Raw genomic sequence first — 15,317 nt, forward strand, 5'->3', positions numbered from 1 at the left:
CGACCTGGTCGCCACCGTGGCGGCGACCGGCTACACCGCTTCGTTGCCTACTCCCCCTGTGAGCGACGAGGCTCCCGATGAGCTGAAGCCCTTGCGGGAAAGGCTGATCACGAGCATCGTGCTCGCCGTACCGGTGATTGCCCTTGGCATGATTCCGGCACTGCAGTTCAACTACTGGCAGTGGGCGTCCCTGACGCTGGCCGCTCCGGTGGTCACGTGGGCCGCGTGGCCGTTCCACAAAGCCGCCTGGACCAACCTGCGGCACGGTGCCGCGACGATGGACACGCTGATCTCCCTCGGTGTGGTCAGCGCGTTCTTCTGGTCGCTCTACGCATTGTTCCTGGGTGATGCCGGCGAGGCTGGTATGACGATGCCGTTCACGCTGATCCCGTCCCGGGGTGGTGGCGCCGAGGAGATCTACCTCGAGGTCGCCGCCGGCGTCACGACGTTCATCCTGGCCGGCCGGTACTTCGAGGCCCGGGCCAAGCGTCGTTCCGGTGCCGCCCTCAAGGCTCTGCTCGAACTTGGCGCCAAGGACGTGGCCGTACTTCGCAACGGTGACGAGGTTCGTATCCCGGCCGACAAACTTGCTGTAGGCAACGAGTTCGTCGTACGGCCGGGCGAGAAGATCGCCACTGACGGCGTGATCGTCACCGGCAGCAGCGCGGTGGACGCCTCGATGCTGACCGGCGAATCCGTACCGGTCGAGGTCGGCGAAGGCGATGCCGTCGTCGGCGCGACTGTCAACGCCGGCGGGCGGCTCGTAGTACGGGCGACACGGGTCGGCTCGGATACCCAGCTGGCGCAGATGGCCCGGCTGGTCGAGGACGCTCAGAACGGCAAGGCAGCGGTGCAACGACTGGCCGACCGGATCTCCGGGGTGTTCGTGCCGATCGTGATCGTGCTCGCCTTCGGCACGCTGGCGTTCTGGCTCGGCAACGGGTCGCCGGTCGAGGTGGCGTTCACCGCGGCCGTGGCCGTCCTCATCATCGCCTGCCCGTGTGCGCTCGGCCTGGCAACCCCGACCGCTCTGATGGTCGGAACCGGTCGGGGAGCCCAACTGGGGATCCTGATCAAGGGTCCGGAGGTACTGGAATCCACCCGCCGCGTCGACACCGTAGTACTGGACAAGACCGGGACTGTGACGACCGGGCGGATGGCGCTCGTCGACGTCCTGCTGGCCTCAGGTGAGGAGAGGGCAGAGGTACTGCGGTTGGCCGGGGCGCTGGAGCACTCCAGTGAGCACCCGATTGCCCAGGCGGTCGCGCGAGGTGCGACCGAGGAACTCGGCAAGCTCCCGGAGGTCGAGGACTTCGGCAGCGTCGAGGGCCTCGGGGTCCAGGGGATCGTCGACGGACACGCAGTACTGGTCGGGCGCACGCGACTCCTCGAGGAGTGGAGTCAGCACCTGCCCGAGGCGCTCGCGCACGCCAAGGAACACGCGGAAGCAGAAGGCAGTACTGCGGTCGCCGTCGGCTGGGACGGCAAGGCACGAGCCGTGCTCGTGGTCGCGGACACCGTGAAGCCGACGTCCACGGAGGCGATCCGGCAGTTGCGAGCACTGGGATTGCGGCCCGTGCTGCTGACCGGTGACAACGAGGCAGTCGCTCGCCGAGTCGCTGCTGAGGTCGGCATCGACGAGGTGATCGCCGAGGTGCTGCCGGCCGACAAGGTCGACACGGTCAAGCGGCTGCAGGACGAGGGCCGCGTGGTCGCGATGGTCGGCGACGGCGTGAACGACGCGGCCGCACTGGCCCAGGCGGACCTCGGCCTGAGCATGGGCACCGGCACCGACGTGGCGATCGAGGCCAGCGACCTGACGCTGGTCCGAGGCGACCTACGCTCGGCAGCCGACGCGATCCGGCTGGCCCGCCACACCCTGCGCACAATCAAGGGCAACCTGTTCTGGGCCTTCGCCTACAACGTAGCCGCCCTACCCCTCGCAGCCGCCGGCCTCCTCAACCCCATGCTCGCCGGCGCCGCCATGGCCTTCAGCTCCATCTTCGTAGTAACCAACTCCCTCCGCCTCCGCAACTTCCACCCCCTCACCACCGACTGATCCTCGGCATGGTGAGGGGCGGTTTGAAGGGGGCGGTGGTCCAATCGGCCGCAGGCAACCGCTGGCTGGCGGGCCACACCGTCATCTAGGCTTCACAGACTAGATGTCATCGTTCGATGGCATATCGATATGCACCCGTTCGATGGCATATGCAAATGCCACCGTTCGATAGCTTGTCTAAATGCCATCGTTCGATGACACTAGATGCATGTCGCCGGCAACCAAGAGCAGAGGCATGCAGGTCCACACTGTGCGTGACCTCGGCGCCGCGGTGCGTCAAGCACGCACCGACCAGAAGATGAGCCAAGCCGAGCTGGCCGCGAAGGTTGGCGTCTCCAGAAATTGGATCATGCGGCTTGAGAAGGGGCACCCTCGCCTTGAGGCCCAACTGGTTCTAGACGCCATGGCAGCCGCAGGTGTAGCGCTGACCACGGACACCGACGACGAATCCCTCCTAGAGCCGACCGACTCAGCCTGGACTGAGGTCTTCGCAGACCTGGCCGTTAAACCAAAGGAAGACTCGGACAGCCGCCTTCCATCGGACGACAAGCCGCCATCGGATGGCTGATGAGCGTCTGATCGTCTATCTGGACGGCGTCCGAGCTGGCCACTTAGCACAGAATTCACAGGGCCGCATCTCATTCACCTACGACGAGGAATATCGGACGCAGCGCACGACCGTCCCGCTTTCCTTATCCATGCCGAAGGCGCGTACTGCGTTTCCACCAAAGCCAGTTCGAGCTTTTATCGCAGGCCTGCTACCGGATAGTGAGCCCGCACTGGAACGCTTAGCAAGTAAGTATCGCGTATCCCCAAAAAATCCATACGCGTTACTGCGGAACATCGGCAGGGATGCAGCTGGCGCAGTCCAGATACTCCCAGCGGACGTCGCATCGACAGACGCCGCCACCCAGCAGGGCGACATCGAGTGGCTGTCGACGGATGATCTGGACACTACGCTCGCTGATCTGGCTCAGTCACCTGATACCTGGGACCCCGGACGGGACGTCGGTCGCTGGAGCCTTGCAGGAGCACAGAGCAAGATCGCCTTGTTCCGCTCGGAAGACGGTCGATGGGGGGTCCCCCGGGATTCGACGCCCACTACGCACATCCTGAAGCCATCAATGCCCAACTATGGCGGGCACCACTTGAACGAGTACCTATGCCTCCGCGCTGCTCAACTGATTGGGCTGGAGGCGGCCAACGGCGAACTCTTGGCAAGCGAACGTTTCGAAGTCCTAATCTCACACCGCTATGACCGCCTACAAACGGCAGGTCGCTGGCGGCGCCTACATCAGGAAGACATGTGCCAGGCGCTGTCGGTCCATCCGGCGCTGAAGTATCAAGCTGACGGCGGCCCCGGCGTCCCGCAACTGGCCGATCTCCTCGCAAGCAACGGCCTCAGCGCGAGCCGCCGAGACAACCAGCGCCGCCTGTTCGACTACTTGGTGTACAACGTCACCATCGGCGCCACCGACGCCCATGCGAAAAACTATTCCGTACTCCTGAATTCCACTGACATCCGACTCGCGCCTCTCTACGATGTCGCGTCAATCCTTCCCTACAACCTCGAACCAGGCCTCAGGTCAGCCATGAAAATCGGACAGACCTGGGAGATGGCAAAGGTCTCCGAGAGCGATTGGGCGGCAGTTGGAAGACGTCTAGGTCTGAGTCGCGACGAGTCGATCCATCGAGCCAGGTCGATTCGACTCGACGTTCCGAAAGCGATTCATCAAGCGGCCAATGAGCCGGCCGTACCCAGTGCGCTCAAAGAAGGCGCAGCACGCATAGCCGAACTGATCACCGCGCATGCGGAGGGAAATCGGGATGCTTGGGGCCGCGTCGCCGTCTCCCCACCAATCACGTCGGACTGATCCTTGCGTCCGAAGAACCTGGGGACATCAGGTTCTTCGGACGCAAGGGGTTCAGCGGAGCCAGGCGGTGGTGTCGGGGGGGAGTTTGCCGTCCTCCAGGGGGTTGCTGGTGAGGAGGAGGTCGGTGTGGGGCGGGAGGTCGACGGGGGCCGGGCTCAGGTTGACGATGCACTTGAGGCCGGAGTCTCGGGCGAAGAGTAGGACGCCGGGCACGGAGTCGAGCCAGGTCAGGGTTCCGTCGCCGAGGTCCGTGCGGCGGAGGCGCAGGCCGTTGCGGTAGAGGGTCAGCATCGAGTTCTGGTCGTCGTGCTGGGACTCGACGGTGAGGTTCTTCCAGTCGGTGGGTTGCGGCAACCACGGCTTACCAGCTCCGAAGCCGAACGGGGGCTCCTTGCCGGACCACGGGATCGGGACCCGGCAGCCGTCACGGCCGCGGTCGGTTCCGCCGGAGCGGGCCCAGAGGGGGTCCTGGAGCAGCTCGTCCGGCAGGTTCTCGACCTCGGGCAGGCCGAGTTCCTCGCCCTGGTAGACGTATAACCCACCCGGCAACGCCATGGCGAGCAGCGCGGCCGCGCGGGCCCGGCGCTCGCCGAGTACCGGGTCGGTCTCCATCCCGTGCTTGCGGTCCTGGTGTGAGAACGAGGTGTCAGGACGCCCGTACTTCGTGACTGGTCGGGTGACATCGTGGTTCGACAGCACCCAAGTGGGCGGCGCGCCGATCGGGACGTGGGTCGTCAGGGTCAGGTCGATCGAGGCCCGCAGTTCGTCCGCCTCCCACGGGCGGGAGAGGAAGTCGAAGTTGAATGCGGTCTGCATCTCGTCGGGCCGCAGGTAGAGGGCGAACCGTTCCTGGTCCGGCATCCACATCTCGCCGACCAGGAACCGGCCCTCGTACGAGTCGGTGATGTGGCGCCAGCCGCGATAGACGTCGTGCACCTCGTCGTGATCGGTGTACGACTCCTCGACGCTGTCCAGGTCCTTGAACAGCACCGCCGCGGAGTCGATCCGGATGCCGTCCACGCCGCGGTCGAGCCAGAACCTGAGGATGTTGTGGAACTCCTCCACCACCTCGGGGTTCCGCCAGTTGAAGTCGGGCTGCTCTGGCGCGAACAGGTGCAGGTACCACTGACCGTCCGGGACCTGGGTCCAGGCCGGGCCGTTGAAGATCGACTGCCAGTCGTTCGGCGGCAGCCCGCCTTCGCGGCCGTCGCTGAACAGGAACCGCGCCCGCTCGGGCGACCCCGGGCCGGCGGCGAGGGCCTGGACGAACCACTCCTGCTGGTCCGAGCCGTGGTTCGGCACGATATCGATGATGGTCCGGATCCCGAGCGCGTGGGCTTCGTCGATGTACGCCTCGGCCTCGGCCAGGGTGCCGAAGCTCGAATCGATCGCCCGGTAGTCGGCCACGTCGTACCCGCCGTCGGCCATCGGCGACGGGTACCACGGGTTCAGCCAGATCGCGTCGATCCCCAGCTCTGACAAATACGGCAGTTTCGCCCGCAGCCCAGCCAGATCGCCGATCCCGTCACCGTTGCCGTCGGCAAAGCTTCGCAGGTAGACCTGGTAGATCGCGGCTCCGCGCCACCATGTTTCCGACATGCTTCTCCTTAGGGGGTGTGGGGATCAGCCTTTGAGGCTTCCGGCGGTGAGTCCCGCCATGATGCTGCGCTGGAAGACGAAGAAGACCAGGATCGTCGGCAGGCTGGCGATCACCAGCGATGCGATCAGTACGTTCTGCGGCATCTGGGCCGACAGCGACGCGATGCCGACACTGATCGACATCTTGTCGGTCTCCGGCAGCACCAGCAGCGGCCAGACGAAGTCCTTCCAGACCGTCACGACCGACAGGATCGAGACCACGCCGAGGATCGGCCGCGACACCGGCAGCACGATCGACCACAGGATCCGCAGTGGTGACGCGCCGTCGATCTCCGCGGCCTCCAGCAGCTCGCGCGGGATCGAGTCGAAGAACCGCTTGAGCAGGAAGATGAAGAACCCGTTCGCTGCCGCCGGCAACCAGATCGCCCACGGAGTGTTCAGCAGGTTCCAACCGAAGATCGGGACGTCCTTGGCCACCAGGTAGGTCGGCAGCAGGAGCACCATCGGCGGGATCATCAGCGTGGCCAGCATCAGTCCGAGGATCACCTTGCCGAAGAACGGCCTGAGCTTGGACAACGCGTACGCCGCGGTCACGTCGACTGCGAGGGTGAACAGCCACGCGCCACCGGCGTACAGGGCGGTGTTGCGGAGGAAGACGCCGAGCTGCAACTGGTCCCAGGCGTCCAGGTAGACGCCGAAGTCGAAGCTCTTCGGGAAGAAGCTCGGCGGGATCTGGGCCAGCTCCTCCGGTGACTTCAGCGCCCCCGTCACCATCCAGTACAGCGGGAACACGAACGCCAGCGTGAACCCGGTGACAACGACGACGAGGATCGTCCAGTAGATCAACTTGCCGCGCCAGGACCGCAGCGACAACGGTGAGACCAGCGTCCGGGTGTCGGAGCCGCGTCCCTTGTCCTTCTTGCGTCTCGTACGGCGCGGCGCCGGGTCGGGCGTGGTTGCCTCGAGCAACGGCGTCGGTTGCAGAGTCGTTGTCATCGGCCACCTTCATTGTCTCGGGAGACGCGCAGGTAGAACGCGGAGAACACGACCAGCACCAGCATCAGCATCAGGCCGAGCGCGCCACCGCCACCGAAGTCACCGAAGTTGAAGGCGTACTGGTACATCAGGTACGCCACTGTCACGGTCGCGTTCTCCGGTCCACCACCGGTCAGCAGGTAGGGCTCGATGAAGACCTGCATGGTCGCGACCACCTGGAGCAGCAACATCACCAGGAGGATCAACTTGGTCTGCGGGATCGTCACATGCCAGACGCGGCGGAACAGTCCCGCGCCGTCCAGCTCGGCCGATTCGTAGAGATCACCGGGAATGCTTTGCAACGCTGCCAGGTAGATCAGCGTGCCGGTGCCGAGGTTCATCCAGGTCGACACGATGACGAGCGAGATCAGCGCGGTACTGGTGGAGTCGAGCCAGCTCAGCGGCGGGATCGCGAAGACGTCGAGGATCTGGTTGAACAGGCCCGCGCCCGGATCGTAGAACCACTTGAAGAGCAGCACCCCGACCGCCGGCGGCAACATCACCGGCAGGTACACCACGAACCGCAGGTAGGCCCTCGCGTGCCGGAGCTCATTGAGGACCACGGCGAGCACGAACGGTACGCCGTACCCGAAGACCAGGGCGAGGCCGCTGAAGGCGGCGGTGTTCAGCCAGGCGGCCCGGAAGGCCGAGTCCTCGAAGACGGTGCGGAAGTTGTCGAAGCCGACCCACTGCGGCGGGTCGACGAAGTTCGTCTGCTGGAAGCTGAGGATGATCTCGCGGATCATCGGATACCAGGAGAAGAAGGCGAAACAGATCAATGCCCCGCAGAGGAACCCGTACGCCGTGAGGTTCCTGCTCACCGCGCGGCGCGCCGCTCCCTCGGGGAGGGAACGGCGCACCGGCGGTTTCGCGGTCAGTAAAGCCATCAGGTGTTCTTGGCGAGGATCTTGTCGGCCTTCGAGGCGGCGTCCGACAAGAGCTTGTCGATATCAGCGTCCTTGCGGGTCAGGACCGCCGACATCGCCACGTCCAGCACCGCGTACAGCTCCTGCGCCTTCGGCGGCTCGAGCTTGTTGGTGATGCTGCCCTGCACGCTCACATACGGGGTGAAGTTGTCGACCGGGACGGTGGCGTACTGCTTGCGCAGTGCGATGATCTCCTTGCCCGGTGCGGTGTCGCCGTACAGGTCCGGAATTGGCAGGCCGACCGGGCGGCCCTGAGCCTTCGCCCTGGCGTAGTTGAACTGGCCCTTGCCCGGCGTCAGCTCGTGGAACTCCAGCCAGAGCAGGCCGGCCTTGATCTTCTCCGGCGAGGCCTTCGGGTTGAACATGTAGCCGTCGCCACCGCTCAGCGACGCCTTGCCCTCGGACTCCGGCACTGCGGTGACGCCGTAGTCCTCGAACTTGCCCTGGAAGTCGTTGTTCACCGCCTGCACCACGTCCGGCGCGCCGATCATCATGCCGAGCTTGCCGCCGCCCATCATGCGCATCAGGTCTTCCCACTGCAGCAACTGCTTGGTGCCCATGCTGTTGTCGTTCCAGCGCATCTGCTTGAGGTTCTCCAGCACGGCCTTGCCCTCGGCGCTGTTGAAGGCCGAGGTCTTGCCGTCCTCGCTGACCATCGAACCGCCGCGGGCGTACAGCGAGGCGGCGAAGTGCCAGCCCCCGGTGTTGCCGGCGCTGTACTCACCGAAGCCGGTGTAGCCCGCGCCGAGCGCCGCGATCTTCTTGGCGGCCTCCTGCACCTCGGTCCACGTCTTCGGCGGGGCGTCCGGGTTCAGCCCGGCCTGGGTGAACAGCTTGCGGTTGTAGACCAGGCCCATGTTGTAGTTGTTGCGCGGGATGCCGTAGGCCTTGTCACCGTCGTTGAAGACGCTCTTGACATCCGGCCGGACATCGGCGAGCGCCTTCACGCTGCCGACGTACTGGCTGATGTCGGCCGCCTGCTTGGACTTGATGATCTTCTGGACGTCCGTGTAGTAGACGTAGAAGACATCCTCCTGGCTACCGCCGGCCAGCTTCGCCTGGAAGGTGTCCGGGTTGATGCAGGGGAACGCGTCCTTGCTCTGGATGGTGATGTTCGGGTGCAGCTTCTTGAACTCGGCGACGTCCTCGTCCCACCCGGTCCGTTCCTTCGGGTTGCTCTTCGGCGGCTGGCAGCCCACGGTGATCGTCACCGGCGCGTCAGCGCCGGCCGACCCCTGGGCCGCCGGCTCGTTGCTGTCCCCGGATCCACAGGACGCGGCCGTCAGGCCCAGCCCTGCCACGAGCAACAGGCTCAGCCCCCTGCGGTGGCTCGTTGTCCTCATCGATCTGCCCTTCTCGAAACGGCACCGGTCAGAAACCGGCCCACGATGGCGAGGGCGTTTTCCGTCCCGCCCCTCCTGATGTGGTCCGTACGGTAGGCATCCTGACCGGATCAGCGCAATACTTCGATCTCAAGATGCAAAAACGTGACTTCCTTTGGGAACTAGTGGGTATAGCAAAGGGCTGGGGTGAACGGATGCCCACTCCAGCCCTAAGTGTTCAACCGGCTACGGATCGTCGCCGGTCGGATTTTCGGTTGTCTTCCGTTGTCAGCCCACCGGTACGCGACTCGGGGCGGTCTTGAGCCGGGCGGTGGAGGCGCGAACCACCAGTTCGGGCTCGAAGAGCAGCTCGTCCGCCGGCACCGCCGCCCGTTCGATCAGGGCGACCAGCATGTCCACGGCGGCCCGGCCCATCGCGTCGATCGGTTGCCGGACGGTCGTCAGTGGCGGGTCGGTGCAGTTCATCATCGCGGAGTCGTCGTACCCGATCACCGACACGTCCCCGGGCACCGACAGGCCGGCCCGCCGTACTGCGCGGATCGCGCCGAGGGCGAGGATGTCGCTCGCGCAGACGATGCCGGTGACTCCGTGCTTCACCAACCGCGCGGCCGCGGCGTGGCCGCCCTCGAGCGAGAACATGGTGTGCTCGACCAGGGACGGATCCGCCTCGGGCGAGGCCAGGAAGGTGTCGAGTTTGCGCCTGGAGGGGATGTGGTCGCGCGGGCCTAGGACCAGGCCGATCTTCTGATGACCGAGCGCGCGCAGATGACCGATCGCCATCTCCGCCGCGACCACGTCGTCGGACGAGACCTGCGGGAAGCCGAGATGGTCGACGGCCGCGTTCACCAGGACGGTCGGCAGCTTGCGTTCCTGGATCAGCTCGTAGTGCGCGTGCGGCGCATCGGCCTGGGCGTAGAAACCACCGGCGAAGACGACACCGGACACCTGCTGCTGGAGCAGGAGGTCCACGTAGTCCGCCTCGGACACGCCACCGACGGTCCGGGTACAGAGCAAAGAGGTGAAACCTTGCTGGGCGAGCGCACCCCCGACGACCTCGGCGAACGCCGGGAAGATCGGGTTCTGCAATTCCGGCAGGACCAGGCCGACGAGCCGGGCACGATCACCGCGTAGCTGGGTCGGCCGCTCGTAGCCGAGCACGTCGAGTGCTGTCAGGACAGCCTCACGAGTGGCCTCGGAAACCCCCGGCTTGCCGTTCAGGACCCGGCTGACGGTGGCCTCGCTGACGCCGACCTTCTTCGCAACCTCGGCAAGTCGTCGTGTCATGGCGCAAACTCTACGCCACATACCGCAAGATCTTGCGTCCACTTGCGTTCTTTCTCGTGCCACTCCTGGGGGCGACTTCCTGCACGGTCAGCCTTCCGCAGGCTGGAACTGACACACTGGTGGGCGTGCCTCGTTTCGTCGCCACCCGCCCGGACACCGGCCTGCTCTCGCTCCCGTGGGACGTCCCACTGGAGGACTGGCCGGACGATCAGCTGGTAGCACTCCCCCGCGGTATCTCGCGCCACGTGGTGCGCTTCGTCCGGGTGAACGGCACGGTCTACGCGATCAAAGAGGTGATGGAACACCTCGCGATGCACGAGTACCGGCTGCTCCGGGACCTGGAACGCCTCGACACTCCTTCGGTCGAACCGGTCGGCGTGATCACCGACCGGCTGGACGCCAGCGGTGAACCCCTCGACTCGATCCTGGTCACCCGGCACCTCCAGTTCTCCCTGCCGTACCGCGCGCTCTTCTCCAGCACGCTCCGGCCGGACACGGTCAACCGCCTGATCGATGCCCTGGTCGCGCTGATCGTGCGGCTTCACCTGACCGGCTTCTTCTGGGGCGACTGCTCGCTGTCCAACACGTTGTTCCGGCGCGACGCGGGCGCGTTCGCGGCGTACCTGGTGGACGCCGAGACCGGCGAGCTGCACCAGGACATCTCCGACGGGCAGCGGGCCCACGACCTCTACACCGCCGAGATCAACCTGTTCGGCGAGCTGTCGGATCTGGAGGAGGGCGGCCTGCTCGACGCGGACATCGACCCGCTGGAGACGATCCACTCGATCAGCGCCCGGTACGAGGCGCTCTGGAAGGAACTCACCGCGCCGGAGGAGTTCCACACCGACGAGATGCACCGGCTGGATTCACGGATCCGCAGGCTGAACGAGCTCGGCTTCGACGTCGCCGAGATCGACATCATCACCGACTGGGACGGCAGCCAGGTCCGGATCCAGCCGAAGGTCGTGGACGCCGGTCACCACAGCCGCCGGCTGCTGCGGCTGACCGGGCTCGACGTCGAGGAGAACCAGGCCCGCCGGCTGCTGAACGACCTCGACTCCTTCGCGGCGGCCACGGACCAGCAGGGCGAGGACGAGGAGATCGTCGCGCACCAGTGGCTGACCGAGGTGTTCGAGCCGGTCGTCCGCTCGGTACCGCGCGACCTGAACCGCAAGCTCGAACCGGCCGAGGTGTTCCACGAGGTGCTCGAGCACCGCTGGTTCCTGTCCGAGCAGGCCGGGCACGAGGTGGACACGATGGAGGCGGCCCGCTCGTACGTCGACGACGTCCTGAGCTCGAAACCCGACGAGAAGCTGGCTCTGCCGACCGTACCGGTGGCCGAATCGGAGTAGCGGTGCAACGTCTGGTCCCGTCCTGACGTGGTATCGGGTGGGAGGTACCAGATGGCGGATGAGCTGGACTTCGACACTTGGGTGTCGCTGCGGGGGGCCGGGCTGCTGCGGTTCGCCTACCTGATCACCCGGGACCACGGTCGCGCTGAAGAGGCCGTTCAGGACGCTCTGGTCGCGGCGTACTCGCGCTGGTCCCGGATCGGCGCCGAGCCGGACGCGTACGTTCGCCGCTGCATCATCAACGCCGACATCTCCCGCTGGCGCCGCTTCTTCCGCCGCGAAACCCCGGTCGGCGACCCCGATCTGCTCTCCTCCGGTCCGGGCGCCGACCATGCCGTCACCCACGCCGAGAAGGACGCCGTCTGGACGCTCTGCGCCTCGCTCCCGACCCGGCAACGCGCAGCCGTCGTGCTCCGGTACTACGAAGGTCTGCCGGACGCCGAGATCGCCGAGATCCTCGGTTGTTCCGCCGGTACGGTCCGCTCCCAGATCCACCGCGCCCTCGCCTCGCTCCGCACCACCCTCAGCACCACCGAGGAGGTCACTCGCTGATGAACGATCCGACGGAAACCCAGCTCACCCAGAGCCTGGCCGACCACGCCGCCGACGCCCCCTCCGACGATTCCCTGCTCTCCGACGTCCACACCCGCCTCCATCGCCGCCGCCGAGCCCGCACCACCGGAGCCGTAGTACTGGCCTGCGCCGCCGTGGCCACCGCCCTCACCGCCACCCAGGCGCTGACCGATCCTTCTAAGCCGCCACTGCCGCCGGCGGTGATCGCGCCACCTCCTCGCCCGGCGGTCGCCGCCGGTTGGCATTGGGAGTCGTACTCGAACGTCCAGGTCCAGATCCCCGACAGCTGGCAAGAAGGCGGGGCCAACTCTCTCTGGGCCTGCTCGAAGGAGAAGCCGGCCGGACCGATGATCGGCCGGATCAGTCTGCTGCCCTCTCCGGCGATGGCGTGCATGAAGGCCGCGCCACCAGTCGACCTGCGCGTCTCGCACCTCTTCTTCGACGACAACCCGAGGCCCGGCGTCTTCCCCCGCGGCGACGGCTGGACCGAGGAAACCCGAGTACTCGACGGGCTGGGGCTCACGGTGTTCTCGGACGACGACGTACTCCGGCGCCAGATCCTCGACTCGGCGCTCCTGATCAACGGCACCGATGTGAACCGCTGTACTCCGTCAAGTCCACTCGCGGCGGGATCGGGAAAGCGGCCGCCCGCCACTGGCGGGCTCGCGTCGGTCGGAGTGGTCGACTCGGTGCAGATCTGCGCCTACACCGACAGCGCCGATCCGATTCGTCCGCCTCTGCTGGCCAGCGCTGAGATCACTGGCGATGGTGCTCGCGCGGTCGGGGAAGCGCTGCAGGCTGCGCCGACGATCGCTTCGGTGATGAACAGAAGCCCTGCTGTGACGAGCGACAGCTGCGACATCACAGATCGGGAGATCCTGGTGCTGAAGGTGCACGGCGACAAGGGTGAGCAGGACGTCCTGGTCCGGATCACCGACTGCGCCTGGAACGGGTTCGACGACGGGGTCACCGCACGTCGCCTGACCAAGGATGCCCTCCAGCCACTGCTGACTGCCGTCGGCCGCCCGGAGGCCCTGAGCTCCACGCTCAAGCAACTCCTCCGCTAGTCAGGACGACGTTCGACTCGGTCGGGTCTCCCTGATCGGGCTGCTCTGCCTCTCAAGTGCTCTGTGCTGCCCAATTGCTTCGCGCCCGCAGGCGCGGGACCGAACAAAGGATTTCGAGATGCCTGCAAGGACCACGCACACCGTTGTAGCCGTCGTCGCGGCCGGCGCCACCGTCGCGGCCGCCCTCGTCGGCGTCAACCTGCTGGCTGACGAGAAGGGACCTGCAAACGCTGCTGAGGTGTCGGCGCCAGCCGCGTTGACTCCCGGCCCGGCTCCTGCGCCGGCGGGGTGGCGCTGGGAGGTTTACGGGAACGTCCAGGTCCAGGTCCCGGCCGACTGGGACGCCACACTGTGGGCCGGGATGAACGACTGCGGACCGCGGCCGGAGCCGAAACCGGTAGTCCGCCGCCCCGGCGGTGCAACCATTGCGATGCTCCAGCCTTGTCCGACGACTCCGCCGAAACCGTTGCACATCGCGCCGTCCGTCGAGTTCGGCGAGCACGAACGACCTGGCGTCATCCGGTACGCCGACGGCTGGACCAGGGAGACCCGGGCGTACGACGAGCTCCAGCTCACCGTTACCACCGGCGACGACGCACTCCGGGACCGGATCTTCGCCTCGGCCGGTGTCGTCGAGTCGATCGACGGCAACGGCTGCGAGTCTGCTCCCGCCCTGGCCGGGGACGGCATCCGCCGACCTCCGTCGCAGGGCGGGTTGAAGTCTGTCGGGGCGATCGAGTCGATCAGCGTTTGCCGGTACTCGACCTCTGGCCGCGAACAGCAGAAAGATGCGCCACCACGCTCGACTCCCCAGCGCAGGCTGCCCCAGATCGCGCTGACGCGGTGGCCGCTGCAGGCCAGCTCGCTCATCGTCGGGGCCACGGCGACCAAACTCGTCCAGGACCTGGTGGCGGCCCCCGCCGGAACCGGCCCGACTGTGACCGATCCCCGCTTCTGCGGCCCCGATCCCGGCGGCGAGGTGATCATCCTCCGCGCCCACGGCAGCAAGCACGACCAGGACGTACTGGTCCGCTACGACGGCTGCAAACACAACGGCACCGACGACGGCTCGGTCCTCCGCGAGTTCACCCCGCCTGCAGCCAAGCGCATCTTCCAGGGCGTCCACACTCCCACTGGCCACCCCAACGTCCTCTACCAACTCCTGGTCGGCACACCCCCACCCGCTATCTGACGCCCGGAGACCCGCTGCAGGAAGCGGCAGATCCGGTTGACCCGTTGCGTGGCGGGGTTCTGGAGTGCACGGTCTTTTCAACAGGTAGGGAGTTGAGGGGGAATGCGTGATTGGCGGACAACGGCGACTGTTGTGCTTGCGGCTGTTGCCGTGGCTGCCGGCGTCGTCGGGGTGAGCTTGATGCTCGAAGGTGATGATTCCGGTGCGGTGGTCGGCCCCGCCGAATCCGCGAAGCAGGCGCCGTACGACGGCTGGCGGTGGGAGTCGTATCAGACGATCGAGATCCAGGTGCCGGAGGATTGGAAGTACGGCACCACCGGGTCGCCGCCCTGTCTGTTGAAGGAGCCGCGGCCGCCGTACGTCGGTCGGCCTGGTGCGATACGAGGCAAGGGCTGCCGCGACCCCTATCCAGAGTTGGCCTATCGCGCCTCCTATCTGTGGTTCGACGCGAAGAGCAGGAATCCGGCCGCTGAGGCCAGGCTCGCTGAGTTGGGCATGGCCAGCGGATCCCGGACGCCCGGTGTCCGACCAGCCGACCACGGCTGGATCGAGGAGACGCGAAGCGTGGACGGCGTGCTCGTCACCGTCCTCAGCGACGACGACTCCCTCAGACAACGAATCCTGGACTCGGCGCGGGTGATCGACGGCAAGGACTTCAACGGCTGTACGCCGGACCATCCGCTCGCCCACACACCACAGGGCCGGCCGGCCGCGACCGACGGTTTGGCGTCGATCGGGTCGGTCGAGTCGATCGCCGTCTGCCGCTACGCCATCGCCGTGGGAGCCGGCAAACGCAACTACCTCGCTGGCCGACGCGCGCCGATGATCGGGAGCTCAATGCTCACTGGCAAGGCCGCGCAAGCCTTGGTCGACGCCATCACCGCAGCGCCAGACGGCAGCGGCCCGAACGAACAGGACTGCCTCGACAGCTACGGATCCGAAGTCATGGTCCTCACGGTCCACGGCACCGATCGGGATCAAGAAGTCCTCATGCGCTACAACGGCTGCCACTT

Annotated in this window: 13 protein-coding genes; 8 read left to right on the forward strand and 5 right to left on the reverse strand. The window is 66.4% G+C overall.

The annotated features are described in order from the left end of the window. The 3 genes from VFG33_RS40530 to VFG33_RS40540 all read left to right on the forward strand — a co-directional run. Positions 1-2,059 (forward strand): heavy metal translocating P-type ATPase (locus VFG33_RS40530; protein ID WP_325058363.1); only part of this gene is annotated, 2,059 nt, incomplete at its 5' end. Positions 2,060-2,240: 181 nt separating this feature from the next. Further along, complete coding sequence (locus VFG33_RS40535) at positions 2,241-2,627, forward strand: helix-turn-helix domain-containing protein (RefSeq protein ID WP_325058364.1); 387 nt, start codon at positions 2,241-2,243, stop codon at positions 2,625-2,627. Beyond that, the gene (locus VFG33_RS40540; protein WP_325058365.1) at positions 2,620-3,933 is read left to right on the forward strand and encodes a type II toxin-antitoxin system HipA family toxin; all 1,314 of its coding nucleotides are present in this window, start codon (positions 2,620-2,622) and stop codon (positions 3,931-3,933) included. Before VFG33_RS40535 ends, VFG33_RS40540 begins: the two co-directional genes overlap by 8 nt. 51 nt (positions 3,934-3,984) lie before the next feature. Here the strand turns inward: VFG33_RS40540 and VFG33_RS40545 are convergent, their stop codons facing one another. The 5 genes from VFG33_RS40545 to VFG33_RS40565 form a co-directional block, all read right to left on the reverse strand. Then, on the reverse strand, positions 3,985-5,532 hold the full coding sequence (locus VFG33_RS40545; RefSeq protein WP_325058366.1) for a glycoside hydrolase family 13 protein: 1,548 nt from the start codon (positions 5,530-5,532) through the stop codon (positions 3,985-3,987). Positions 5,533-5,556: 24 nt separating this feature from the next. Further along, the gene (locus tag VFG33_RS40550; protein ID WP_325058367.1) at positions 5,557-6,528 is read right to left on the reverse strand and encodes a carbohydrate ABC transporter permease; all 972 of its coding nucleotides are present in this window, start codon (positions 6,526-6,528) and stop codon (positions 5,557-5,559) included. Beyond that, positions 6,525-7,454 (reverse strand): carbohydrate ABC transporter permease, encoded by a 930-nt coding sequence (locus VFG33_RS40555; protein WP_325058368.1) that lies wholly within the window; start codon positions 7,452-7,454, stop codon positions 6,525-6,527. The genes VFG33_RS40550 and VFG33_RS40555 overlap by 4 nt, the downstream gene beginning before the upstream one ends. After that, the gene (locus VFG33_RS40560) at positions 7,454-8,836 is read right to left on the reverse strand and encodes an ABC transporter substrate-binding protein (protein ID WP_325058369.1); all 1,383 of its coding nucleotides are present in this window, start codon (positions 8,834-8,836) and stop codon (positions 7,454-7,456) included. Before VFG33_RS40560 ends, VFG33_RS40555 begins: the two co-directional genes overlap by 1 nt. A gap of 267 nt (positions 8,837-9,103) precedes the next feature. Beyond that, positions 9,104-10,120: a LacI family DNA-binding transcriptional regulator gene (locus VFG33_RS40565; RefSeq protein WP_325058370.1), complete on the reverse strand. Its 1,017-nt coding sequence runs from the start codon at positions 10,118-10,120 to the stop codon at positions 9,104-9,106. 125 nt (positions 10,121-10,245) lie between these two features. Here VFG33_RS40565 and VFG33_RS40570 point away from each other — a divergent pair, with 125 nt between their 5' ends. The 5 genes from VFG33_RS40570 to VFG33_RS40590 form a co-directional block, all read left to right on the forward strand. Next, positions 10,246-11,472 (forward strand): DUF4032 domain-containing protein, encoded by a 1,227-nt coding sequence (locus VFG33_RS40570; protein WP_325058371.1) that lies wholly within the window; start codon positions 10,246-10,248, stop codon positions 11,470-11,472. A gap of 51 nt (positions 11,473-11,523) precedes the next feature. Further along, positions 11,524-12,024 carry a SigE family RNA polymerase sigma factor gene (locus VFG33_RS40575; RefSeq protein WP_325058372.1) on the forward strand — a complete coding sequence of 167 codons (501 nt, stop codon included), beginning with the start codon at positions 11,524-11,526 and terminating at the stop codon, positions 12,022-12,024. Beyond that, positions 12,024-13,112, forward strand: coding sequence for a hypothetical protein (locus VFG33_RS40580; protein ID WP_325058373.1), 1,089 nt, complete (start codon positions 12,024-12,026; stop codon positions 13,110-13,112). The genes VFG33_RS40575 and VFG33_RS40580 overlap by 1 nt, the downstream gene beginning before the upstream one ends. A 118-nt stretch (positions 13,113-13,230) precedes the next feature. Further along, positions 13,231-14,304, forward strand: a complete 1,074-nt coding sequence (locus VFG33_RS40585; RefSeq protein ID WP_325058374.1) for a hypothetical protein — start codon at positions 13,231-13,233, stop codon at positions 14,302-14,304. 102 nt (positions 14,305-14,406) lie between these two features. After that, the coding region (locus VFG33_RS40590; protein WP_325058375.1) for a hypothetical protein at positions 14,407-15,317 on the forward strand (911 nt) is incomplete at its 3' end.

Source organism: Kribbella sp. (assembly GCF_035687465.1).
Taxonomy (GTDB): Bacteria; Actinomycetota; Actinomycetes; order Propionibacteriales; family Kribbellaceae; genus Kribbella.